The organism is Rhodanobacter sp. Root627 (assembly GCF_001427835.1).
Taxonomy (GTDB): Bacteria; Pseudomonadota; Gammaproteobacteria; order Xanthomonadales; family Rhodanobacteraceae; genus Rhodanobacter; species Rhodanobacter ginsenosidimutans.
Genome location: NZ_LMGW01000002.1, coordinates 698914 through 722963, shown reverse-complemented (window position 1 = coordinate 722963; position 24050 = coordinate 698914). Strand labels below are relative to the sequence as shown.

At 63.6% G+C, this 24050-nt stretch carries 16 protein-coding genes and 1 pseudogene; 10 read left to right on the top strand and 7 right to left on the bottom strand.

The annotated features are described in order from the left end of the window. Positions 1-152 precede the first annotated feature (152 nt). From plsB to ASD68_RS10485, 4 genes are all read right to left on the bottom strand, one after another. Positions 153-2684 carry a glycerol-3-phosphate 1-O-acyltransferase PlsB gene (gene plsB, locus ASD68_RS10500; protein ID WP_056606477.1) on the bottom strand — a complete coding sequence of 844 codons (2532 nt, stop codon included), beginning with the start codon at positions 2682-2684 and terminating at the stop codon, positions 153-155. Between the two features lie 26 nt (positions 2685-2710). Beyond that, positions 2711-3637 (bottom strand): hypothetical protein, encoded by a 927-nt coding sequence (locus tag ASD68_RS10495; protein WP_056606474.1) that lies wholly within the window; start codon positions 3635-3637, stop codon positions 2711-2713. Between the two features lie 160 nt (positions 3638-3797). Next, positions 3798-4724, bottom strand: coding sequence for a 2OG-Fe(II) oxygenase (locus tag ASD68_RS10490; protein WP_056606471.1), 927 nt, complete (start codon positions 4722-4724; stop codon positions 3798-3800). A 245-nt stretch (positions 4725-4969) separates the two neighbouring features. Next, a complete protein-coding gene (locus ASD68_RS10485; protein WP_056607496.1) occupies positions 4970-5818 on the bottom strand; it encodes an HAD family acid phosphatase in 849 nt (282 codons plus the stop codon). Between the two features lie 194 nt (positions 5819-6012). Between ASD68_RS10485 and ASD68_RS10480 the strand changes: the two genes are divergently transcribed. The 3 genes from ASD68_RS10480 (at position 6013) to ASD68_RS10470 (ending at position 13705) form a co-directional block, all read left to right on the top strand. After that, positions 6013-7005: an AI-2E family transporter gene (locus ASD68_RS10480; protein WP_056606469.1), complete on the top strand. Its 993-nt coding sequence runs from the start codon at positions 6013-6015 to the stop codon at positions 7003-7005. Positions 7006-7202: 197 nt separating this feature from the next. Then, entirely contained in the window at positions 7203-7850 is a 648-nt protein-coding gene (locus tag ASD68_RS10475) for a hypothetical protein (protein WP_156458379.1), read from the top strand. Between the two features lie 50 nt (positions 7851-7900). Next, entirely contained in the window at positions 7901-13705 is a 5805-nt protein-coding gene (locus ASD68_RS10470; protein ID WP_056606461.1) for an RHS repeat-associated core domain-containing protein, read from the top strand. Between the two features lie 821 nt (positions 13706-14526). On the opposite strand, the gene ASD68_RS10465 is transcribed toward ASD68_RS10470, so the two are convergent. Continuing rightward, on the bottom strand, positions 14527-15543 hold the full coding sequence (locus ASD68_RS10465; RefSeq protein ID WP_056606457.1) for an IS110 family transposase: 1017 nt from the start codon (positions 15541-15543) through the stop codon (positions 14527-14529). A gap of 297 nt (positions 15544-15840) precedes the next feature. Between ASD68_RS10465 and ASD68_RS10460 the strand changes: the two genes are divergently transcribed. The 3 genes and pseudogenes from ASD68_RS10460 to ASD68_RS16850 all read left to right on the top strand — a co-directional run bounded on the left by ASD68_RS10460 (position 15841) and on the right by ASD68_RS16850 (position 17875). Further along, positions 15841-16227 carry a hypothetical protein gene (locus ASD68_RS10460; RefSeq protein ID WP_056606454.1) on the top strand — a complete coding sequence of 129 codons (387 nt, stop codon included), beginning with the start codon at positions 15841-15843 and terminating at the stop codon, positions 16225-16227. Between the two features lie 27 nt (positions 16228-16254). Beyond that, positions 16255-16878 (top strand): annotated as a pseudogene (locus ASD68_RS16625) (RHS repeat-associated core domain-containing protein); the annotation flags it as partial. A gap of 463 nt (positions 16879-17341) precedes the next feature. Further along, a complete protein-coding gene (locus tag ASD68_RS16850) occupies positions 17342-17875 on the top strand; it encodes a hypothetical protein (protein WP_156458377.1) in 534 nt (177 codons plus the stop codon). Between the two features lie 259 nt (positions 17876-18134). On the opposite strand, the gene ASD68_RS10450 is transcribed toward ASD68_RS16850, so the two are convergent. Continuing rightward, positions 18135-20117, bottom strand: coding sequence for a UvrD-helicase domain-containing protein (locus ASD68_RS10450; protein ID WP_056082683.1), 1983 nt, complete (start codon positions 20115-20117; stop codon positions 18135-18137). A 144-nt stretch (positions 20118-20261) separates the two neighbouring features. Between ASD68_RS10450 and ASD68_RS10445 the strand changes: the two genes are divergently transcribed. Next, a complete protein-coding gene (locus ASD68_RS10445) occupies positions 20262-21632 on the top strand; it encodes an NAD(P)/FAD-dependent oxidoreductase (RefSeq protein ID WP_082546032.1) in 1371 nt (456 codons plus the stop codon). Positions 21633-21641: 9 nt separating this feature from the next. On the opposite strand, the gene ASD68_RS10440 is transcribed toward ASD68_RS10445, so the two are convergent. After that, complete coding sequence (locus ASD68_RS10440) at positions 21642-22133, bottom strand: GAF domain-containing protein (protein ID WP_056606448.1); 492 nt, start codon at positions 22131-22133, stop codon at positions 21642-21644. 59 nt (positions 22134-22192) lie between these two features. Between ASD68_RS10440 and ASD68_RS10435 the strand changes: the two genes are divergently transcribed. The 3 genes from ASD68_RS10435 (at position 22193) to ASD68_RS10425 (ending at position 24037) form a co-directional block, all read left to right on the top strand. Continuing rightward, complete coding sequence (locus ASD68_RS10435; protein ID WP_056606446.1) at positions 22193-22882, top strand: TMEM175 family protein; 690 nt, start codon at positions 22193-22195, stop codon at positions 22880-22882. Further along, positions 22879-23577, top strand: coding sequence for a dethiobiotin synthase (gene bioD, locus ASD68_RS10430; RefSeq protein ID WP_056606443.1), 699 nt, complete (start codon positions 22879-22881; stop codon positions 23575-23577). Before ASD68_RS10435 ends, bioD begins: the two co-directional genes overlap by 4 nt. Positions 23578-23689: 112 nt before the next feature. Continuing rightward, positions 23690-24037, top strand: a complete 348-nt coding sequence (locus ASD68_RS10425; RefSeq protein ID WP_056606440.1) for a hypothetical protein — start codon at positions 23690-23692, stop codon at positions 24035-24037. Positions 24038-24050: the final 13 nt, after the last annotated feature.

The following is a 24050-nucleotide window of genomic DNA, read 5'->3' as shown; positions in this document are numbered from 1 at the left end:
GGGAAAAGCGCCCCCTTCCGCCCTTTCGGGCACCTTCCCTCGCGAAGCGGGGGAAGGAAGCTGGCTGTTTCGAGGAGGCCCGGATACTTCCTTCCCCCGTTTACGGGGGAAGGTGCCCGAAGGGCGGAAGGGGGCCGCTCTTGAAGCCAGCGCTACGCCGCCTGCTCCGCCGCGTCGCCGCCCGCCGGCGGCTCCTTCTCGCCAGCGCCCTGCGTGATCTTCAGGATTGAGTGGCGCACATCGCGCGACAGGATCACCCGCGCGTCGCGCACCATGCCTTCCAGCGCGTTGTCGTAATCGAGCTTGCCGCCTTCGTCGGTCCACACGACGCGCTGCTCGCGCAGTTTCTGGATGAAGCCGCGGAACAGCGCCTTGTCGAAGAACTCCGGCGCGGACAATTCGTTGAGCAGGCCCAGCCGCTGCGCGGTGAGGGTGCAGGTGGTTTCCAGCTCGGCGCCGGTGATGGTGTGCGGGCCGTGTTTGGCCAGCGCCGCCAGGGTGATGTAGTAGCGCTCGAACGCCTGCAGCAGGCCGCGCGCGATCACCTTCAGCTGGAAGGCGCTGTCTTCCTGACCCGGGCCGCGCTCGACCGTGCGGCCGTCGCTGCGCGATTCCAGCAGGCCGCGGCGGATGAAGAAGTCCAGCGTGGCTTCCAGTTGCGCTGCGAAACCGTCGCTGTCCCACGGCAGGAACAGCTCGCTCTGGATGAACGGGTAGATCAGCGTGCCCAGCCGCACCACGGTCGCGCGCGCCATGCGCCGGTTGTTGAGGAAGCAGCAGGCCACCCACGCCGCGGTAGCGGTGAGGTGCAGCACGTTGTTGCGGAAATAGCTCAGCAGCACCGCCTGCTCGCCGCTCACCGTCAGCACGTCGCCCAGCGGGTGCTTGACCCGCTGGATCCAGGCCATCTGCTCGCCGTAGGCGATGATCCCGGCGGGGTTCATCGGGGTCAGCGTGACGCGGTCGGAGTAGGGCAGTTCCTCCAGCAGCGCCTTGCTCAGTTCCAGTTGTGCCAGCAGGTCGCTCTCGGCCATCGCGTGCTTGGGCGTGGCCAGCAGCACCAGCGCTAGCAGGTTGATCGGGTTGACGTCGGCGGCGCGGTTGATGTTGACCTGGATGCGCTCGGCCACCTGGTCGACCACGTCGTTGAGCCATTCGGGGCGGGCGTCCGGGTCGCCGCTGGCGGCGCGCCAGTCGGTGCCGGTGGCGTCCAGCAGCGGGTTCAGTTCGATCGGCTCGCCGAAGTTCAGCGCCACATGGCCGTAGCGCTGGCGCAGCACCTTCAGGCCGCGCAGGAGGCCCAGCAGGGATTCCTTCTCCTTCGGCTTGCCGCTGAGTTCGCCGGCGTAGGCGTTGCCTTCCATCAGCTTTTCGTAGCCGATGTAGACCGGCTGGAACAGCACCGGCCGGCGCGGCGCGCGCAGGAAGGCGCGTATGGTCATCACCAGCATGCCCGCGCGCGGCGCCAGCAGGCGGCCGGTACGCGAGCGGCCGCCTTCGATGAAATATTCCATCGGCACGCCGCGGTCGATCAGCTGCGCCAGGTATTCGTTGAACACCACCGAATACAGCGCATTGCCCTTGAAACTGCGGCGCATGAAGAACGCGCCGCCGCGGCGCAGGATCGGCCCGATCACCGGCAGGTTGAGGTTCACGCCCGCGGCGATGTGCGGCACCACCACGCCAGACACGTGCAGCTGGTAGCTCAGCAGCAGGTAATCGGCGTGGCTGCGGTGGCAGGGCACGTAGATCACTTCGTGGCCGGGCGCCACCGCGCGCGCCTTGTCGAAGTGGTGCATGGCAATACCGTCGTACAACTTGTTCCAGAAGCTGGACAGCACGAACGACGCCGAGCGCACCACCGGGTGCGAGTAGTCGGCGGCGATCTCCAGCAGCATCTTGTGCGCCTTGCGCCAGGCCTTGGCGTGGCTGATCTTTTCCTTGGCGGCGCTGGCGGCGATCGCCGCGCGCACCGGCTCGGCATTGAGTACCGAATCGACCACGGTGCGCCGGTGCGACAGGTCCGGCCCCACCACGGCAGTGCGGATGCGGCGGAAATGGGTACGCAACACGCGGGCGATCTTGCGCGCGAAACGCTCCGGCGCGATGTCGCCAGATTCGTCCAGCACCTTGCGCAGCGACACCGGCGCGGAAAACTGCACCACCGTGTCGCGGCCATTCAACAGCAGCGCCAGCAGCCGGCGAAAGCTGCCGACCATCACCCAGTTTTCCGAAAACAGCACGCGGAACCAGCCGGTGTCGCGGTTGGGTGCGCGGCCCACGTAGATCGATACCGGCACGATCTGGATGTCACGCTCGGGGAAGCCCTCGAGTGAGTGCACCAGTTGGCCCAGTGGTTCGTTCGGCGTGCGGCTGCGGATGCGGCCGAAGATCCAGCCGTCGCGGCGCGCCAGCGCAAACACCGAGCGCCGCCGGCGGGTGCCGGCCAGCGGCTGCATCGGGCTGGGCAGGCCCGCCTCGCGGCAGGCGCGCTGCAGGATCAGGGCGTCGGAAAAGCCGTCGCGCTCGATCGCGTAGCAGACGGGCACGCCCGCCTGCAGCAAGGTCGCCGGTTCGGCCGGGTCGCGGCGGATGCGCACCCAGGACTGCAACAACTGCCCGGCCAGGGTGAACCACCAGGGTGCACGGCTGCGCGGGGCGTCCGCGTTTGAATGATTTGGCATCCGCCTATTCTAAACGGTTGCGCCGATCAGTCCGTGTGAGCGGTGCTGCCGGCCGGTGCCGGCTCGGCGGTTGCCGCGTTGTCTTCGTGCTGCTGATGCGACTGGCGGGCGTTCTTCAGCATGCTTTCGCTGTACCAGCGGCCGTCGACCTCGACCATCGCGGTTTCGGTGGAGAGCGGCTTGCCCAGCAGGGTGTAGTCGATCTTCACCTTCGCGTGGCCGTCCTTGTTCTCCAGCTCGCTGAGCTTGATCGAATCGAGCGTGTCATCCACCGACAGGCCGTAGATGGCCAGCAACTGCTTGGCGCCGTCATAGCCGGTCGCGTATTTCTTCATGGCGGTGTCGAAATCCATCGCGCGCAGCTCTTCCGGGCTTTTCAGGTCGAGCTGGCGCGCGGTGGTGACGGCCACGTGCACGGCCTGTTTCGCCTTGGCCTGGTCGAACCATGGGGTCTTCTGCGCCCACGGCGCCAGCACGTCGACCACCGCATTGGCCTGGGTCTTCTGCTGCGCATCCAGCGTGGTGTTCTGCGCAATGCCGCGCTTGACCAGGGCGTCGCCCATGCTGATCAGCACCGGCAGCTGATCCTTGTACTGCTGCTCCATCTGGGTCAGCTTGGGCTCCAGCTCGGCGTACAGCTTTTGCTCGGCATCGGGCGCGGTGAATTTCTGCAGTGTCTCGTTGAAGCGGGCGCGGTCCTGCTCGGTGATCGGCGGCTGGTTGGGGTCGCGCTTGCTCCAGTCGGCGCGCAGCGTGGCGTAATCCGCCGGCGGCAGTGCGTGCTTCCACAGGCCGGCAAGGTCGCCCTTCTTCAGCAGCTCGACCGAACTCTGCACGGAAGCTACCGGCGTGCTGCCGCCGGGCTGGGTCGGATCGTCCTTGCCATGGCAGCCGGCCAGGACGAACGCGGCCAGCAACGGCAGCAGGGCGTGACGAACAAGGGTGATGCGCATGGGCGGATTCTCGCGGTGGGTGGCAGCAGGGCGAAACGCCGGTGCGCGCCGTGACCGGGCAGGTTAAGGGCCGGCGCGATGCGGAACAAGGGCGGGCGGAGTTTTCATCCCCTGCGCCAGCCTGGCGCCCGTGGCAGGCTTCCGGGCGGCTATTCGTCGCTCAGCGGCGAAAACGGACGTAAGCGCGTTTGGCCAGGTAAAGGAGATGGCCCGTGAGGCCGCCGTCCTGGGCTTTGCGCAAGGAGGTGTTCTCGGCATACAGCAGGCGGATATGGCCGTCACGCTGATCGATCATGGACTTGATCAGGGCGGCGTCGGCAGCGGTCAGTGTGTGCCCTTCGGTGAGATGCTCGGGGAGCTGCCGATTGACGTAATACGTGGTATGCCGATCGGCGGTTTCATCGGCGGGCCGATCCTTCGTGTAGAAATACAAGGCAATCGAACGACGCGTGATCCCGGCATGCTCCGGTGGCACCTGGATCCTGTCGAACGCATGCCACGACCGCTCGGATGTCTCGAAAATCACGCAGCGGTTGAAAGCCGGCCCGATCGACCGGGCCGGCGTGACATTCTTGGCCGGATCGTCGAACAACTCCAGCTTGCCACCCCAGGCGCCATCCCACTGCGGATTGAGGTAGACGATCAGGTTGAGGCGGCGATGCCAGCGCTCGCTGGGATGGAAGTTGAAGTCCACATGCGGGTCGAGGCTCATCCCGTTGCGGTTCTCGTGCGTGCCGCCGCCGAGATACCACGGGTCGTAGAGAAGGCCGTCGATGCCGGTGATCTTGCCGATGGCCTGCAGGAACGCCGGACTTTTTATCGCGTCGTCCAGTTGCTGGTAGGCCGGCCCCACGGCGCGGATCTTGTCCAGCGTCGATTTGCCACCGGGCTTCCCGTCGTCGCCGATGTGGTTGCCGCGGTTGAAGTCGGGAAAGCTGGCCAGCAACGCGTTGGCGAAGGATGCGTCGAGGAAGTCGTCGATGACTACGTGGGGAAACGGCGGATTGCCCCGGAACTGCGCCTGCAGCTCTTCCGCGGACGCGAGCACGCTGGGATTGAGGATCGTGGTGCCCGGCTGTCTGTCCATGCGTTCGTCAACTGAGTGCGAACGCGTATTGTAATGGCGCCGACCGCTGCAGCAGGCGCGGCCCAAAAAGAAAACCCCGCGGGCTGGAGCCTCACGGGGAAATCCGGCAAAACCGGATGGGAAACGGCCTCGTCTGCAAACTCGCGGTGAGCAGGATCGGCAAGGCAGATATTACTTTGGTGTGAAAGTTAAGGCAACGCTTGTCTATTGTTACGTAACATGTTGATTTTGATTGGCGTGTTCGATCAGTAGCGCAGCGCCTCGATTTTCTGCCGCCGACGCTGCTGTCGCGGAGCGCTCCACTGGTCGTGAAAAAGCGCCGATTCCCACGCGCCGTAGGTGGCGTTGGGCAGCACGAACCAGCGCGTGCCGATCCACGGCAGGTAGCGGACCATGGCCTGGGGGCGCGCGGTCCGATCGGTGGGGAAGTCGGCGAAGTCGCCGAGCTGGTCGCCCAACTGCATCAGCACCCGGTAATGCCGGCTCACCTGTTGGCGGCGGCAGCTCTTGTCGCTGCCCACCTGGGTGCATCCAGCCACCACCGTGCCCAGACCCAGGAACGCGTCCGGCCCGGAAACCGGCAGGCCGACCTTGCGCAGGTTGGCCAGCGTCACCTGGTCCAGCTCGCGGCTGCGGTTGGAGATGTAGATCACCGCGATGCCATGGCTGGCGGCGAATTTCGTGAACGCGACCGCACCCGGCAACGCGCGGGCGCTTTCCTCGCGGCACCAGGCTTGCCAGCTTGCCTCGTCGTACTCCTTGCCGCTGCGCACCAGGCGCGCCGCGTAGGGCGAGTTGTCCAGCACCGTCTCGTCGATATCCAGCACCACGGCGGGCGGCAGTTGCGCCAGCGGCGCGACCCGGTCGGAACTCGCCAGTGCATCCCACTGCGGATCGTTCAAGGCGGCGAGCAATTGTGATTGCGCATCGCGATAGGTCTGCAGGTAGATCAGGTCGTGCTCGATGGCCGTCTGGCTCCACGCCACCGCGTTGAGGTTGTCATCGGCCGGCACCGTGGCCGTCGGCACCGGTACGCTGGCGCAACCGGCCAGCAGGGCAAACGCGAGCAAGCCGGCGGGGAGACGAAGAGTCATGGCGTTCCTGAAGCGTGGAGTGAAGCCGCCATGATCGCCGAACCGGTGGGTGCGAAACATCGGCCGATCGGCATGCATCGGTCCGCCAGGCGAAGCCCGTCCAGGCATTACACTGGCCGCCCCACCTCGCAGTGATATGCATGGATCCCGCGTCGTCCTTCCCCTCGCCGCCCGTCTGGCGCCCGCCGTCCCCGATGTTGCGCAAGATCAGTTACGTGCTGGCCGCCATCGCCTTGCTGCTGGTGGTGGAGTTGCACCTGTTGCCCGCGCTGCTGGGTGGCTTGCTGGTGTTCGAGCTGGTGCAGTCGATGACGCCGCTGCTGGGCCGGCGCATCTCCGGCGACCGCGCCCGCGTGGTGGTGGTGGCCCTGCTGGGTGCGCTGGTGGTGGGGCTGTTGCTGCTGCTGATCCTGGGCGCCATCAGCTTTTTCCGCGCCGAGATCGGTAACCCCGAGCTGCTGTGGCAACAGCAGCTGATGCCGCTGGTGCAGAAGGCCCGCCAGCAACTGCCCGCGGTGCTGATCAACCACCTGCCCGACAGCGTCGACGACCTGCGGGTCAGCGTGATGGAGCTGACCCACCGGCACGCCGGCACCTTGCGTCTGGCAGGCAAGGAGGCGGCGCGTACCTTCGTGCATGTGCTGATCGGCCTGGTGCTGGGCGCCATCATCGCGCTCAGCCGCACCCGGCCGGCGCATCAGGTCGGGCCGCTGGCTGCCGCACTGAGCCTGCGCTGCCGCCGCCTGGCCGACGCGTTTCACAACATCGTGTTCGCCCAGGTCAAGATCTCGCTGATCAACACCGTGTTCACCGCGGTCTTCCTGCTGGGCGTGATGCCGTTGTTCGGCGTGCACGTGCCGCTGGCCAAGACGCTGGTGGTGGTGACCTTCATCGTCGGCCTGCTGCCGGTGGTCGGCAACCTGATCTCCAACACCGCCATCACCATCGCCGGGTTGTCGGTATCGCTGGGCGTGGGCCTGGCGGCGCTGGTCTTCCTGATCCTGGTTCACAAGCTGGAATACTTCCTCAACGCCCGCATCGTGGGTACCCAGATCCGCGCCCGCGCTTGGGAGCTGCTGGTGGCGATGCTGGTGATGGAAGCGGCCTTCGGCCTGCCCGGCGTCATCGCCGCGCCGATCTACTACGCGTACCTGAAAAGCGAGCTTGAGGCGGAGAAGTTGCTGTAACGCTGCGACTCACAGGAACCAGCCGTCGGACGATGCCCTTGTTCAAGAGGGGCGATCGAATGTTTGCCAGGGCGATTGGACGCCTGGCCATCCAGACGTCCAACACCAAAAACTGTGATGACGGCCCAGGGCTGGCACTGTTCCTCGAATGTCGAATGGTCTAAGGTTGCCCGGCGACTGAGGCCCAGGGGAATGGAATGCGTCAGTGTTTGCAGGGATGGCTGCTTGTGGCGGCGACGCTGATCACCACGTGCGCGTCGGCCGCGCAGCCGACAAATGTCTTGCCCGTACCAACCCATCGCGCCGACATCTTTCGGTGTGACGGTCAGGCGTGTGCCATGCCGTCGGCCGGCTCATACCCCCACCTGATCGTAGGCATCTTCAAATCATCGGCAACAGCGGCGCAAAGTCGCCAACTGTTCGCCGACATGCGCGCTCGCCATTTCTGGCAGTCCCTTCCGGATGATGCGGTAGCGTTCCATACCGCCCTGCAGCCTGTCGCCATCCAGTTGCCTGACGACACCTCGCTGGCGGTGTTGATGGCCCAGGATGAAGTACGTGTAGCACGTCCCATGCCCGGCGATCTCGTGCGCTATTCGCCGCATCGGGGCAAGTATGAGCTGCCGCCCGAGAATCCAGCCGAGCTTGCCTGGTGGGCCATCGATGGCTGCGTCGCCGTTCTGTGCCGGGCGCAGGACAAAGCTTGTTTCAAGCGTTATGCCGCCGGCATTTTCCGCACGGCCGATGGCATGGAGATTTCCGCCCGAACGTTCCGTCCGTTATCCAACGGCGCGCTAATCGATCCCGATACCTTGCTGCAGCGTCCGCGGGACATGTCCCGCTAGACATTTCATCACCTCTCTCTGCTGCTTCGTGTTCCAAAAAGGATTTGGTCATGCACACAGGCAAGATGTTCATCCGTACCCTTTTCGCTGGTTTCCTGGTGTGGTTCGGTTTGCCCTCCAGCGCCTGGGCAGCAACGCCAGGAATGGCTGGCCCGCAACGCCATGGCGTTTTCGAGGAGCCGTTGCTTGCGGCCTCCGCACCTTCATCTGCGGAAAAGGCTGCACTGGAACGCGCGATTGAAGCCTATCGACGTACGAACAATGCCAGCGATACGCGTTCCCTCGAGCATTTCCTCGCCGATCATCCGAACAGCGTATGGCGAGCATCACTGTGGCTGAACGTGGGTCTGGCCGACCGTGCAGCAGGGCGCTATACGCAGGCCTTGCACGCGTTTGCGCATGCGCGCCGCCAAGTGATGGACAACAAATCTCTGCGCGCCGTAGGTGCAAGGGCCTTGAGCGAACAGCTTGTGCTGGAAACGCGACTTGGCCATGCCACGCAGGTCGCCGACCTGCTGAAAGAGGTGCAGCAGCTGGGGCCGGCCGCGGGCAACGAAGCGGCCGTGGCGATTGCCAAAACGGGCCTGTGGGACATGCGCCACCATCCGGAAACCGCGTTCCAGTGCGGGTGGACCGCGTTGACTGCTCTGTGGCATGCCGAAGGCCTGGATAGCGGGCTGCGCCCCAACCTGGCGATGAATCCGGCACAGCCGGGCTACAGCCTCGCGCAGTTGAGTGACATCGCATCGCAGCACCAGCGGCCGATGAAGGCAGTTCAGCGAATCCATGGGGCACCCATCCCGGTGCCATCCATTGCGCATTGGAAGAGCGGTCACTTCGTTGCCGTGTTGGCCGAAACGGACGGCCGCTACCAGGTGGCCGATCCGGTAATGGACGGTACGGTATGGATATCGAAGGGCGCCGTTGAGGCCGAAAGCAGTGGCTATTTCCTGGTGTCCGGTTCGGCTGCACTGGCTGCGGGCATGTTGGCGGTTGGCGATAATGAGGCTCAAACCGTTCATGGCGCCGGCTACACCAGTTCCAACGATCCGCACGGCTTTCCTCCTTGCGGTAGTTGCGAGTGTGGCTGTGGTGGCGGTGCAGGGGGCTCGTCCAACGGTATTGGCGGTGCGGCGGGTGGCACCGGTGGCGCGACGCCCGGCGGCGGTTCCACGCCCTCGCCTGGCATGCCCACCTACAGCATCAGCCCCATGTTGATCAGCCTGACCCTGCGCGATACGCCGCTCAGCTATGCGCCCCCCAAAGGGCCGGCGATGGCTTTCACGTTGACCTACAACCAGTTGGATATCGACCAACCGTCGACGTTCACCTACGGCAACGTCGGGCCGAAATGGACGCACAATTGGTTGGGCTATGTGCAGGATGATCCGACGGCCCGCGGCGCCCGCGTACTTGTCTACCTGCCTGGTGGCCCTGGACGACTGTATACAGGGTTCGACAGCGCTACCGGCAGCTTCGCCTCCGAACCGGAAACCGGCGCGCAATTGGTGGAGGTCTCAGCCTCGCCGGTAACGTACGAGCGGCGCTTTCCCGACGGCAGCAAGGACATCTTCGCGGCCAGCGACGCCAGCACCTTCTATCCACGGCGAATCTTCCTGACCCAACACGTGGATGCGCATGGCAATGCAGTCACGCTCGATTACGACAGCCAGTTGCGTCTGGCAACCGCCACCGATGCGCTGGGCCAGCCACTGACGTTTCACTACGACGATGCCGGGCAGCCGCTTCGCCTCACCAGCGTCAGCGATGTTGCCGGCCGCACCGCCCGCCTGGCCTACGACGCCGCGGGGCGTCTGAGTGGAATCACTGACACCATCGGCATGGCATCCGCCGTTGCCTACAACGCGGGTACGTCGATCACCGGGTTGACCACGCCTTATGGCACCACCACGTTCGCCACCGGGCAATCCGGCACCCAGCGATGGATCAATATCACCGACGCTGAGGGGCACACCTCGCGCATGGAATTCAACCAGGCGGTATCGGGCGTGCCCTTCAGTGAAAGCCATGTGCCCGGTGGCATCAAGGCCTTCAATCGCTACATCAACAGCCGCGACAGCTTCTACTGGGACGCCGCGGCCTACAAGAAATACCCGGGTGATTACACCAAGGCCGTGATCTATCACTGGTCGCACGTCAGCAAAAATGGGGGCCTTTCCTCCGTAACCGCCGATTCGCTCGAAAGCATCAAATACCCGCTGGAAAACCGCATCTGGTACAACCACCCGGGCGACATCGCGGGTGGCTCAGGCAAACTCAACGTCCCTTCCGCGATTGGCCGAATACTGCCGAGCGGCGGTACGCAGCTGACCAGCAATAGCTACAACGCCAGGGGCAAACTGGTTCGCAGCATCGATCCGGCAGGGTTGCAGACGGATTACACCTACGCCCCCAACCAGATCGACGTGGTGCAAATCGACCGCCTTTCCCCCGACGGTAGCCGTACCACCGAAACCTTCACCTACGACAACCAGCACAACGTGCTGAGTCATACCGACGAGAACGGTGCCGTCACGCAAAACAGTTACAACGGGGCAGGCCAAAAATTATCGACCACCGACCCTCTTGCCCACGTTAACCATTACAACTACGACGCACAGGGCTACCTGCGTTCCGTGGTGGACGCCAACGATCACACCACCCGTTACGACTACGACGTGGTGGGCCGGCTTGTCGCCGAAACAGACCCGTTGAACCGGGTGACGCGTCACGTCTACGACGCGCTGAACCGCGAAGTGCGCACGATCTACCCGGATAACAGTGACGAAGTCACCACTTGGGACAAGCTCGATCGGGCGGCTTTCCGCGATCGCAATGGGCACACCACGGCCTACGCTTACGACGCCACCCGCAAACGCGTCGGCGAGGTGGATCCGTTGGGCCACGCAACCACCAGCACGTATTACCCCAATGGTCTGCTGGCAACCAGGACCGATGCCAATGGCAACGTGACCACCTGGCAGCGCGATCTGCAAGGCCGGGTAACCGCCATTGTCGATGCGGCCGGAGCCACCACAACCTTTGCCTACGATGCGGCCGGCCGGCGCAGCAGCGTTACCAACGCACTGGGCCAAACCAGCACATTCACGTATGACGCACAGGATCGGCTTGTTCGTACGGTCGACCCCAATGGCGTGGTCACCGACAGCACCTACACACCGCGCGGTTGGCTGGCCACACGCAGCCTGCGCGCCAACGCCGACGGAAGCCCGTCGGCCGACGATGCCACCACGGCCATGAGCTATGACGCCGTCGGCAATCTCATCCAGGTGACCGATCCGGATGGCGTCAGCACCACATTTACCTACGACGCCAATCGGCGGCAGATCGCCACCAGCGACAGCGAGGGCAATATCCGGACCAAGGATTTCGATGCGGCAGGCAACCTGACCACCGAGGCCATGGCGGCCGCAGGCAGCAGCGATCCCAGTTGGCTGAGGTCCTACGCATTCGACGCCGCCAACCAGCGCGTGGCCACCATTGATGCAGACAATCACGTCACCCGAACCCATTACGACGCCAGTGGTCGTGCGCACGACGTAAGTGACCCGCTGCATATACACACGATTTATGACTATGACCCCGTGGGCCACCTGATCCGCATGGGGCAAGGCTATGCCGATATTGGCCACTGGAAGCGAGGTGGTCCGGGCCATGACCGGGATGAACATTCCACCGCCCAACGGGTCGCCTACGATCACCGCGACCGCGACCGCCGTTACGACTACGGCCACGATCATGGCCATGATAGCGGTCGCGGTGATCACTACGGCTCCAATCCCGCTCACGGCCATGGCGACTCTGGCGACGCAGGAGATGCCACCGCCCAGACCCGGTACGTCTACGATGCCGCCGGACAACTGATCCGGGTCGTGGATCCCGGCAATCTCGCCACCGTCTACGGCTATGATCCAGCCGGCCAACTCGTGCGGCAGCAAAGCCCGGACACCGGCATCACCACCCATGCCTACGATGCCGTCGGCAACCGCATCCGTACCGTCGATGCCCGCCAGGTTGAAACCGATCGGAGCTACGACCTGCTGCATCGGGTCACCGCGGTGACGTATCCCTCCCAGCCCGCGCTCAACGCGGCGTATCACTATGACGAGGCGGCAGACACGACGGGATGCGCCATGTCCTGGCCGGTTGGCCGCGTATCGCGCATGGTCGATGCCTCTGGCACCACCAGCTATTGCTACGATCGACGCGGCAACGTGATCGCGCAGCACCGTGTGATCGCAGGCGTCGCCTACGACACGACCTATAACTACACGCCAGGCAACCGCCTTGGCGGTATCGTCTATCCGAGTGGCACGGTCGCCACTTATGGCCATGATGCGAGCGGCAGGGTCAACACCATCAGCGCCCAATCGGCCGGCCAAACCACCACCACCCCGGTGGTCAGCGCTGTGAGCTACCTGCCCTTTGGACCGGTTCAGAACGTCGTGTACGGTGACCGCTCACTCACCCTCAAGCGCACCTACGACCTCAACTACCAGGGTACGGACATTCAGGGACTCGGCTTGGACCTGCACGTACGCCGCGACGCCAACGGCAATATCGTCGCCCTGCACGAAGGCCGGTTCATCACTCACGCTGCCGAGCAGCGCTACCGCTACGACGCCCTGCAGCGCCTTACCGACAAGATCGGCCCCTGGGGCCTCTTCAGCGATCACTACGACTACAACGCCACCGGCGATCGCCAATCGCGCGGGCGGGCGGGGCTGCTGACCGAACGCTATACCTATCAACCGGGCACCCACCGCCTCGGTGGCATCGCCACGCCCGGCTGGCGCGGCTGGAAGACAGCCAATGTGCTGAGCGACGCCGCAGGCAACATCGTGCGCATGCCCCGGCAAGGCCAGTCGCTGGACCTCGATTACGCTGCCAACAATCGCCTGACGCAGATAGCCAAGGCAGGTCGGATCGTCGGTAGCTATGTCTACGATGCCAACGGGCTGCGCGCCCAGAAGACCACAGGCAACCATGCCCGGCAGTTCATCTACGATGACCAAGCCCGCCTGCTCGGCGACTACACGCCCGGCACCCAACAAAAGCGGGAATATCTCTGGCTGGAAGGCACACTGGTCGCCACGCTGGATACATCAGCCCAGGGTGTGTCGGTCCACTACGTGTCCACCGATTTCCTCGGCACGCCGCGCCGGGTGGTGAATACCGGCGGTTATCCCGTGTGGGGCTGGGCCTATGCAGGCGAGGCCTTCGGCGATACGCCAGCGCTGGGGTCGTACGACCTGGCCATGCGGTTTCCGGGGCAGTATCACGACGCGGAGTCGGGGCTGAACTACAACGTGCATCGGGATTACGACGCCGTGACGGGGAGGTATGTGGAGAGTGATCCGATCGGTTTGAATGGAGGAATCAGTACCTTCGCCTATGTTGAAGCCAACCCCCTGAATGCAACAGATCAGCTGGGCTTATGGGTGAAACTTTGTGTTAGATGGCTGAAAGGTCTAGGAGTGCCGCCTCACTACACGAGCCGCTTCAATCCTTTGAGCCACTACTATCTAAATATAAGTGGCGACACCATTGGCTTCGGGCCGTCTTCTAGCGCCTTATGGGGGGGCGGGAGCTACGAGAGGAATGAACAGCCCTCATTGGATAATTGCGATGAAGTATGTGACGACCCGTTATTTGATGGTTATGTTCGTGAGGCAATCCAACAAATCGGGCTACCAAATTACTCCATTGCCGCAGGAGGGCTTGCCGGCGTTTTTGGCGCAGAGAATTGCCAGACCTGGGCTGTAGAGGTTTTGCACCGCGCGCGGGCGCTATATTATGAGAATGAAGCTTGCCCCAAGTGCAAAAAATTATGATTAAGTTTATCCTTGCTCTACTCTTTGGTGGGACAGTTTCGGTGATTTCTGGGACGATAACCATCGTGAACACCGAAAATATAACGATAAAGCCCGTTTCCTCTATTGATGGATATGGAAGCCTGCAGCTGGATGTATCCTCAAGAATCCCCGCATCGCTGGGCCCCTTCGAATCATGGTCCCGAGCGATTGACATATTCCCAAAAAATTCTATTGAGGCGACCCTGTCGCAAAGTGGTGGTCAATCTTCGGTAATCCTTCATTACTCTGGCGAAAGCATTTTCACCAAGGATGGCTTAAGACTTATGTTGACGCCATCAACGAAAATTCCTTCGGACGCTCGTTATGATAGGTTGAGAATTTCAACAACTGTGCCGTTGGAGGATGTCAGGATTTATTGGAGGAATGTGGGAGAGAAATAGGGCTATCCATTGGAGTCGCTGACGAAAACGGTGTCACCATTTCGCCGTCCGTAGTCAATAGGCCCGCACTTGCTCTTCCCCGGTGATCGCGAGGAGTAGGTGCCCGTCTTGTCGCTGACCACCAGCCGCTGTGTTTCATGCGGCGCCAAGATCGCGCCAGTCACCGTTCTGGTTAGAACCGCGTCAGCGGTCCTTGCTGCTTGCCAAACACTCATCGGTCATCGCGGATCCCGTCCAGGTGCACGTCATGCGTGGCACAGAATCACGGGCTCAAGCCCCCCCCTTGATGGCTCGGTCCGCGTGCGGTCTTGCGTACAACACGGGTGCCGACGGTCGCGACCTTTCAGAGTGACTGGCTCGAAGCCAAACCCCAGTTCCGGCCTGCGACCGTCAGCGTGATCAGCCGAAGGCACGCGTGAGATCGAACGTCGTGCCTTCGTGCAGCATGTGGTAACAGGCGCGTGCCAGCTTGTGCGCGACCGCCTTGATGGCGACGACGCGATGTTTGCGCGCCCGCTTGCGCTCGTACCAGCGTCGAATCAACGGGTCGTAGCGCACGGCATAGTTTGCCGCCTCCATGAACGCCCAGCACAGATATCGGTTGCCGCACTTGCGATTGCCGTGCCCCTTCCGTTTGCCGTTGGACAGTCGCACGCTCTCGACCATGCGACAGTACGAGGCGTAGTCGCCGACAGATTCGAAGCGCTCGATGGCGCCACTCTCCAGCAGGATCGTCATGCCCAGGATCGGGCCAATGCCCGGCACACTCTGCAAACGCGCCAGCAAATCCGGTCGTGCCAGATCCTTGCGAATCCACGTTTCAAGTGCCTTGATCTGATCCTGCACTGTCATCCACAGCTTGAACTGGATCAACACGCCGTAGCGGGTGGAGAGCTCGGGAAACAGGTCGACAAGCTGCGACGGCGACAGCTGTCGTAGCTTGTTGGCCGATAGCTGTTTGCCGGTGCTGCGACTGAAGCTGGACTGGATCGACAGCATCAAACGCACTGCCTGCCGCACCAAGCTGAAGCGACGGCGTAGCAGGTCGCGTGTGCCACGTTGTTCGCGCGGATAGATGTAGCCTTCGGGCAGCAAGCCCAGCCGCATCAGCTGGGCCAGATGCAGGGCGTCGCTGTCGTCGTCGCCGTGCTTGAGTCCGTCGTACTGCGGGATCGCGGTGGTATTGACCAGGTGCACGACATAACCGTGATCCATCAGGCCATCGACCAGCCAGTACCAGTTGTAAGTGGACTCCACCGCCACGCCGACCAGATCGTCCCGGTATGGCGCAAGGTCGCTGAGCAGGCGCGGCAAATCGTTGGGTCGTCGACACCGCAGCACCGGTTTGCCGTCGCCATCCATGACGGCCAACACGCTGTTGCTGGAATGCAAATCGATGGCTGCGTAAAGTGACATGGCTGCCTCCTGTCGCTGGGCGACGTTGAAACCGTGGTAGTTCCAACGTACCGCCAAGCGCGGGAGGCGGCGACATGAGTCTTCAGGTTCACTTACGGCCGGAAAAAGGGGCCGGAAAATGGGACGGAGGAAGTTAAATGCCATCGAGCTCAGCTTCGCCACGACTAGAACGCCACCGGCGATCGCCAATCGCGTGAGCGGGCGGGGCTGCTGACTGAGCGCTACGCCTATCAACCCGGCACCCACCGCCTCGGTGGCATCGCCACGCCCGGCTGGCGCGGCTGGAAGACAGCCAATGTGCTGAGCGACGCCGCAGGCAACATCGTGCGCATGCACCGGCAGGGTCAGGCATTGGATCTCGATTACGCCGCCAACAATCGCCTGACGCAGGTAGCCAAGGCCGGTCGGGTTGTCGGCAGCTATTTCTACGATGCCAATGGGCTGCGGGCCCAGAAGACCACGGGTAGCCATACCCCTCAGTTCATCTACGATGACCAGGCGCATCTGCTGGGCGATTACGCGCCCGACCTCCAGCAAAAGCGCGAATATCTCTGGCTGGAAGGCACCTTGGTCGCCACGCTGGATACCTCAACCCAGGGCATGTCGGTCCACTACGTGGCCACCGATTTTCTCGGTACGCCGCGCCGGGTGGTGAATACTGGCGGTTATCCCGTGTGGGGCTAGGCCTATGCCGGCGAGGCCTTCGGCGATACGCCAGCGCTGGGGTCGTACGACCTGGCCTTGCGCTTTCCGGGGCAGTATCACGACTCAGAGTCGGGACTGAACTATAACGTGCACAGGGATTACGACGCCGCGACGGGGCGGTATGTAGAGAGCGATCCTATTGGGCTGCGGGGTGGCCTCAGCTCTTATGCCTATGTTGGTTCAAATCCTGTCAACGCATCCGACTTGTTGGGCCTGTTTCATCTATCACGCAAATCTGGCCCCGAGGGTGGCGTTTGGTGTGATCATGGTGCTTGGAAAATTTGGGTCAAGGTTCCGGATCAGTACAAGTCCTGTCCGCAAATCGGCATTTGCGCCGTTGCACATGAGCAATCCCATATCGAAGATGTTGATCGAGATAATCCCGGCCTGTGTCATTGGTACAGCCATCTAATAGGAGGTCTATTTCTGGCTGAAGATACGGACGCAGAAGCCATGGCAACGGAATATAAGGCTTTCAACGCTGAGCTCGATTGCCTTGAAAGGTTACTTAAGCAAGAGAAATGTGAGGGTGATGGGTGTCGACCGCTGATTGAGTGGAGAGAAAGCACTATAAAGCAGTACTATATTCCAAGAGTTTTGGGCGGGAGCTACGGTTCTGTCGATGACTAGGCCTGACGATTAGGCGCCGAAATGACAATGTCCAATCTAACAGTTCGTAAGATGGCCGCGATGCTTTGTGGCGTCGTAGTCATAGTGGCTGCTGTTTATTTATACTGTTACGAACGAAAGGTCGACTATGATACTCAGCGGGAACGCCAGACGCTTGAAATCGCGTGGAGAATAATGAACTTCGATCATGCGCATCATCATCTGCCGGCTGATCTTTCCGCGCTTTCGGATGGGCCAAGTGGTGATGCCCCTAACGATCCGAAAACTGGTAGGCAGTACGAATACGCTATCCGCGGAAAACATACATACGAGCTCTGCGCCGTATTTTCCACGACGACCAGGGATCATCTGGGCAGAACGAACCGCGTTCTCTATGGCGACCCGATGACGCACGGATATGGCTCTTGGTTCCACGGGAGCGGGCGTCAATGCATGGTCGACACTCTCCCAATCTGGAAGGTTTATGGCCGATAGCTTCAAGGGAATAGTCCACTCAGGCAGGATGGTGTGTTTACTTGCTCTAGCTCTCCTGTATTTTTTCCCAATGGCAGCGGCGGGGGAACTTTTTGTGCGGGCGGATCAGGTGAGGGTTGACCAGGGCTCGGTGTATCTTGACATGAGCGTCTGGAATTGTTCTGGCCACCGCGTCGTCGAGCAGCTGGCGGATCTGCCATGGGGCCAAGATGCGACCGGAATCGTTGTCTATGCCGCTGGGCCCGTGGCAGGACAACCTCTCGAGGAGGTTGGGTTAATTGAAGACTTTCCGATCAAGGAAGTGACCATTTCACCCGGAAGTTCGGTCTCAGGCGTAATAAATCTATCAAGATCATTTCCCAAGTTGAGTCGTTATACGAAATATAACGACCTGGTGCTTTTCTGGGTTTATGACATGAGCTTGATTCAAGGGGGTGCGGACGCTTACGTCGGGGGCATGCTTCCATTCGTTCAGCCGGGCTCCGGTGCAACAAGGAAATTATCCGCCAATCCATGCGGTTGATCCTTGCGTTGTTTGCAGAAGCGCTTGACGTCAGCCTTTCCCACGAACAATGGGAAGGGGGATTCGACTTTGAAGCGCAGAAACCTCAACGCTAAAGCGGTGTGGTCGCCGCATCGATCCACTACGCGTATCTGAAAAGTGAGCTCGAGGCGAAGAATTTGCTGCAGGAGCGCACCTGTGCGCGAACGCTTTTCCGATTTCCGCTACCTGCAAAAGCCATCGCGCACAGGGTGCGCTCCTGCAGTGATCACCCGAGTGATCACCCGCCCGCCAGCATCGCCTTGATCTTCGCCATGTGCGATTCGGCGGTCTCGCGGGTGATTTCCTTGTCCGCTTCCGGGTCCTTGCCTTGCCAGTGCAGGTCGTCCTGCGGCAGTTCGTGCAGGAAGCGGCTGGGCTGGTTGCGGTGGATATCGCCCCAGCGTTTGGTCTGCGCGCACCACGACAGGGTCAGCAACTCCTTGGCGCGGGTGATGCCCACGTACATCAGGCGGCGTTCCTCGTCGGTGCGGCCTTCGTCGATGGCGCCTTCGTGGGGCAGGGTGCCGTCCTCGCAGCCCACGATGAAGACGAAACGGAACTCCAGCCCCTTGGCCGCGTGCAGCGTCATCATGCGCACGGCATTGCCCGGCTCGTCGCGGTCGGCGTGGCTGAGCAGGGCCAGTTGCGAGGCCAGGTCGCCGGCGGTGTTGCCGCCCTTCTGCATCGCGCGGAACCAGTCGGCCAGCTCCTTGAGGTTGCCCAGCTTGCGTTCGCGCACGGCCGCGTCGGGCGTGCTGGCGGCGATCTGGGCGGCGTAGCCGGTGCGTTTCAGGATGCGTTCCACCAGGTCGGCGGCGCTTTCATGCAACGAAGCACTGCGCAGTTCGTCGAGCAGGGTGGCGAAGGAGGCCAGCGCCGCGGCCGGGCGCGGCGTGAGCTGGCGCAGCACGCTGTCGCTGCGGGTGGCGTCGAGCAGGGACGAGTGGCGCGACTGGGCGAACTGGCCCAGCTTCTCCAGCGTGGTGGCGCCGATCTCGCGCTTGGGCACGTTGACCACGCGCAGGAAGGCCGCGTCGTCGCTGGGGTTGGTCAGCAGGCGCAGATAGCACAGCAGGTCCTTCACCTCGGCGCGGTCGAGGAAGCTCAGCGCGCCGGTGAGGTGGTACGGGATGCGCGCCAGCCGCAGCGCCTTTTCCAATGGACGTGCCTGGAAATTGCCGCGATACAGGATCGCCATGTCCTCCCAGCGCGCCTTGTGTTTCTCGGCCAGCGTGGTGGCGACCGCGGCGATGCGCTCGGCCTCGTGCTCGGCTTCCTTGCATTCCAGCACGCGGATGGGCGCGCCTTCCGGATGCTCGCTCCACAGCTTCTTTTCGTGCAGGTGCGGGTTGTTGGCGATCAGCTTGTTCGCCGCGCGCAGGATGCGCTTGCCGCAGCGGTAGTTCTGCTCCAGCTTGATCACGCGCAGGTTGGGCCAGTCGCGGCCGAGCTGGTCGATGTTTTCCGGGTTCGCGCCGCGCCAGGCATAGATCGACTGGTCGTCGTCGCCCACGCAGGTGATGCCGCCGCGCTCGCCGGTCAGCGCCTTCAGCAGCCGGTATTGCGCGTCGTTGGTGTCCTGGTATTCGTCCACCAGCAGGTAGCGCAGGCGCTCGCGCCAGGCGTCGCGGCATTCGGCGTCGCTTTCCAGGATGCGTAGCGGCAGCCGGATCAGGTCGTCGAAATCGACCGCGTTGAAGGCCGCCAGGCGCTGCTGGTACAGATCGTAGATCGTGGCCGCTTCCAGCTCGCGCGGGCTGCGTGCGGCGGCCAGCGCTTCCTCCGGCGACAGGCCGCCGTTCTTGGCCCGGCTGAGCAGATTGCGTATGCCGAACAGCACATCGTTCTTGACGCCCTTGGGCGCCAGCTCCTTCACGATGCCGCCGCTGTCGTCCGCGTCCAGTACCGAGAAGCCGCGGCGCAGGCCGGCGCGCTCGTGCTCGATCTGCAGGAATTTCAGCCCCAGCGCATGGAACGTGCTGACCGTGAGCGCGGCGGCATCGTCGGCGCTTACCAGCTTGCCCACGCGCTCGCGCATTTCGCGCGCCGCCTTGTTGGTGAAGGTGATCGCGGCGATACGCGACGGCGCCAGCCGCTTGCGCTGGATCAGGTAGGCGATTTTCTGGGTGATCACCGAGGTCTTGCCGGAGCCCGCGCCGGCGAGGACGAGCAGCGGCGTGTCGCAATGTTCGACGGCGGCCTGTTGTTGCGGGTTGAGCATGGATCGAGGCAGCCGGGACGATGGATCGGTGGGCGACCGATGGTAGCAGAGGCGTCCATGCGATCTGGGCGGGCCGCGGACGCTTGGGCATAATCACCCGCTGGCGGCCATGCCGCGACCGACAATCCACAGGGGGAAAAAGGCATGACGGCTCAGGCACAGGACGGGCACGCACACGACACACAGGCAGCGGATGCCGATGAGCAATGCGACGTGGTGGTGATCGGCGGCGGGCCGGGCGGCAGCACCGCGGCGGCCTTGCTGGCGCGGCGCGGATACAAGGTGGTGGCGCTGGAGAAGGATCATCACCCGCGTTTCCATATCGGCGAGTCGCTGCTGCCGATGAATCTGCCGGTGTTCGAGCGCCTGGGCGTGTTGGAAAAAGTGCGCGCGATGGGCCTGTTCAAGGCCGGCGCGGATTTCGAGGCGGACAACGAGCGCGGCTACAACACCTACGCGTTCAACCGGGCGATCGGCAACAGCCCGCCGCACGCCTTCCAGGTATGGCGGCAGGATTTCGACAAGATGCTCTACGAGCACGCCCGCGAGTGCGGCGCCGATGCGCGCGAGGGCCACGAGGTGAGGCAGGTCGAGCAGGCCGGACCGCGTGACTCCCTGCTCGACGTGCGCACCGACCAGGGCGAGAGCTACCGCCTGCGCGCCCGCTACGTGGTGGACGCCAGCGGCCGCGACGCGTTCTTCGCCAGCCGCAAGAAGCTGCGGCGCAAGAATACCGCCCACCAGAGCGCGGCCATCTTCGGCCACTTCCGCGGCGCGCAGACGCGTGAGGGCGCGGACGCGGGCAATATCAGCATCTACAACTTCGATTACGGCTGGATGTGGATGATCCCGCTGCCGAACGGCAGCATGAGCGTGGGTGCGGTGGCGCGGCCGGAATACCTGAAGCAGCGCAAGGGCAGCCCCCGCGAATTCCTGCTGCAGACGCTGCAGCAGGTGCCGGCGCTGTGGCAGCGGCTGCAGCAGGCGGAGTTGATCGGCGACGAAGTGCGCGTCACCGGCAATTACTCCTACGACGCCACCGCGATGGGCGGGCCGGGCTGGATCCTGGTGGGCGATGCGTTCGCGTTTCTCGACCCGGTGTTTTCCTCCGGCGTGTACCTGGCCATGAGCGGCGCGGAAAAGGCAGTCGAGCTGGTCGACCAGGCGCTGCGCGACCCCACCTGCGAAATGGTGCTGATGCGCAAGCTGGAAAAGCGGCAGCGCGCGGCGATGAAGCGCTTCGCGTTCTTCATCTACCGTTTCAACGGCCCGGTGATGCAGCAGATGTTTCGCCAGCCGCGCAACATCTGGCGGCTGGAGCAGGGCGTGATCTCGATGCTGGCCGGCGACTTGTTCGACATGCCGCTGGTGCTGCGCAAACTGCGGCTGTTCAAGCTGGTGTATGCCGTCTACACGCTGCGCGACTGGCGCCGGGCGCGGCGCGAGCGCAAATATCGCCTGGCGCAGGCGCGGCTGCAATTTACCGGTGGCACCACGCCACTGGATCCGGCCTGAGGGCCGCGCTCAGTCGCCCAGGTTTTCGATGAACACCGCGCACAGCGCCTGCATGCCGGCGCGGTCGTCCTCGTCGAAGCGCCGCGTATGCGGGCTGTCCACGTCCCATACGCCAAGCAACCGGCCATCGGGTCGAACCAGCGGCACCACGATTTCCGATTGCGAGGCGGCATCGCAGGCGATATGGCCGTCGAAGGCGTTGACGTCGGCCACCAGCTGGATTTCCCGCGTTTGCGCGGCGGTGCCGCAGACGCCGCGGCCCAGCGCGATGCGGATGCAGGCGGGCTTGCCTTGGAACGGCCCCACCACCAGCTCGTTGCCGTCGTACAGATAGAAGCCGGCCCAGTTGATGTCGGGCAGGCTGTGGTAGACCAGTGCGCTGAAATTCGCCGCGTTGGCGATCAGGTCACGCTCGCCGGCGAGCAGGCCGCGCGCCTGCGACACCAGGTCGTCGTAATGCTCGCGCTTGCTGGCATAGGTGTGTGGTTTCAGTTCGAACATGCGACGCGTCCGGCGGCAAAGCTCGTATTATGCGCCGAGCCATCGTGACGGGAGGGAGCATGAGTCTGATCGGGCAACGCGAAGGAATCGAGGCCGGGCGGCTTGATGCGTTCGTGGACGGCGCTTTCGCGTTCACGCTTACCTTGCTGCTGATCGGCGGCAGTTCCATCCCCGACAGCACCGACAAACTGCTGCTGATGCTGGGCGGCATTCCCGCTTTCGCGGTGTGCTTTTTCCACATCGCGTTCTTCTGGCATGGCCACGTGCGCTGGCGCCGACGCTGCCATGAAGCCACCACCACCGGCCGGTGGCTGTCGTTGCTGCTGGTGTTTTTCGCGATGATCTTCGTGTACCCGTTGCACATGGTGTTTGCGGGACTGTTCAACGGCTTGAGCGCGGGCCGCCTGCCCAGCGACTTCCACCTCGTCGGCGGCACCGCCGACATGCGCACGTTGTTCGCCTGCTACGGCCTGGCCTATGCCTGCATGGCCGGCACGCTGACGGCGCTGTTCGGGCATGCAGCGCGTCGCGCGGGCAGGGCGGGCTTCGACACGCTGGGCGCGCGCCGCGAGATGCGCGTGTGGAGCGTGCCGGCCGTGATCGGGCTGGCGTCCGCCCTCGTGGCGCTGCTGCTGCCGCTGTCGGCGCCGGGCTGGATGTGGGCGCTGCCCGGCTTCATGTATGCGCTGTTGTTCCTGATCGGCCCGGTGGTGAGCCGTTTCAACCGGCGCTACGGGCAAGCAGCATGAGCGCCGTCTTCATCGCGGGCACCGATACCGGCATCGGCAAGACCCACAGCTCCTGCACCCTGCTGCATGCGCTGCGCGCCGCCGGCCTGGTGGCGTGCGGCATGAAGCCCGTGGCCAGCGGCTGCGAGGAAACGCCCGACGGCCTGCGCAACGAGGATGCGCTGGCGCTGCAGGCGGCCAGCAGCGCGCCGTTGCCGTATGCGGTGATCAACCCGTTCGCGATGCGCGACCCGTTGTCGCCGCACCTGGCGGCCGCCCACGATGGCGTGCTGATCTCGATGCCGCCGCTGCGCGCCGCGTTCGAGCAACTGGAACGCACGCACGACTGCGTGGTGGTGGAAGGCGTGGGCGGCTGGATGGTGCCGCTGGCGCCCGGGCTATCCGCCGCGGACATTCCACGGCAGTGGCAGTTGCCGGTGATCCTGGTGGTGGGCTTGCGACTGGGTTGCCTCAACCATGCGCAGTTGAGCGCGCGGGCGATCGTCGCCGATGGTTGCCGGCTGATCGGCTGGATCGGCAACCGGATCGACCCGGCGATGGATGCGCTGGACGAAAACCTGGCCACCCTGCGCGAGCTGTTGCCTGCTCCTTGCCTCGGCGTGCTGCCGCATGGCGTCGTGCCGGCGCTGGCCGCTGCGCAACTGACTGCCGCCGTCGCCGCGGTGCAGGATGCCAACCGGATGGCGGCCGCGTAACGACCTTTCCAGCGCTGCGGTCGCGCATTTCACGCGCCGCCGTCAGGCGCGCTTCACGGCCACTATGCGTCGATATCCGGTGGGCACATCCCCGATGCCCACCGGAGTGAACATGAGTCGACACCACTACTACCTCTCCATCGCCGACCTGGCCCACGCACGTGGCGATGACCCGCGTTTCAGCTACGACGGCGTCGATCCGCGCAGTTTTGCCGCCATCCTGCAGGAATCATTGCGCGCCGATGGCCTGTTCCAGCGCTGGCGCGCCGTGCAGCCTGATCCGGACGCCGTGGATGCGAGCCTGGGCAATGCCGATCCCGAAGCGCAGGTCAGCGCGCACCTGGCCGGCCTGCACACCGAGGTTGACCTGGTGACCTCACTGCCGATGAGCGTGGTGCGTCATCGCCTGTACCTGCTGGTGGGCTCGGCGTGGCAATTGCGCGATCTGCGGGCGGCTTGAACGCGCGGTTGGT

What these genes read in the sequence shown, in the direction of transcription:
- plsB (WP_056606477.1), bottom strand. Translation starts at nt 2,684, where the DNA reads ATGCCAAATCATTCAAACGCGGACGCCCCGCGCAGCCGTGCACCCTGG.
- ASD68_RS10495 (WP_056606474.1), bottom strand. Translation starts at nt 3,637, where the DNA reads ATGCGCATCACCCTTGTTCGTCACGCCCTGCTGCCGTTGCTGGCCGCG.
- ASD68_RS10490 (WP_056606471.1), bottom strand. Translation starts at nt 4,724, where the DNA reads ATGGACAGACAGCCGGGCACCACGATCCTCAATCCCAGCGTGCTCGCG.
- ASD68_RS10485 (WP_056607496.1), bottom strand. Translation starts at nt 5,818, where the DNA reads ATGACTCTTCGTCTCCCCGCCGGCTTGCTCGCGTTTGCCCTGCTGGCC.
- ASD68_RS10480 (WP_056606469.1), top strand. Translation starts at nt 6,013, where the DNA reads ATGTTGCGCAAGATCAGTTACGTGCTGGCCGCCATCGCCTTGCTGCTG.
- ASD68_RS10475 (WP_156458379.1), top strand. Translation starts at nt 7,203, where the DNA reads ATGCGTCAGTGTTTGCAGGGATGGCTGCTTGTGGCGGCGACGCTGATC.
- ASD68_RS10470 (WP_056606461.1), top strand. Translation starts at nt 7,901, where the DNA reads ATGCACACAGGCAAGATGTTCATCCGTACCCTTTTCGCTGGTTTCCTG.
- ASD68_RS10465 (WP_056606457.1), bottom strand. Translation starts at nt 15,543, where the DNA reads ATGTCACTTTACGCAGCCATCGATTTGCATTCCAGCAACAGCGTGTTG.
- ASD68_RS16850 (WP_156458377.1), top strand. Translation starts at nt 17,342, where the DNA reads ATGGCCGATAGCTTCAAGGGAATAGTCCACTCAGGCAGGATGGTGTGT.
- ASD68_RS10450 (WP_056082683.1), bottom strand. Translation starts at nt 20,117, where the DNA reads ATGCTCAACCCGCAACAACAGGCCGCCGTCGAACATTGCGACACGCCG.
- ASD68_RS10445 (WP_082546032.1), top strand. Translation starts at nt 20,262, where the DNA reads ATGACGGCTCAGGCACAGGACGGGCACGCACACGACACACAGGCAGCG.
- ASD68_RS10440 (WP_056606448.1), bottom strand. Translation starts at nt 22,133, where the DNA reads ATGTTCGAACTGAAACCACACACCTATGCCAGCAAGCGCGAGCATTAC.
- ASD68_RS10435 (WP_056606446.1), top strand. Translation starts at nt 22,193, where the DNA reads ATGAGTCTGATCGGGCAACGCGAAGGAATCGAGGCCGGGCGGCTTGAT.
- bioD (WP_056606443.1), top strand. Translation starts at nt 22,879, where the DNA reads ATGAGCGCCGTCTTCATCGCGGGCACCGATACCGGCATCGGCAAGACC.
- ASD68_RS10425 (WP_056606440.1), top strand. Translation starts at nt 23,690, where the DNA reads ATGAGTCGACACCACTACTACCTCTCCATCGCCGACCTGGCCCACGCA.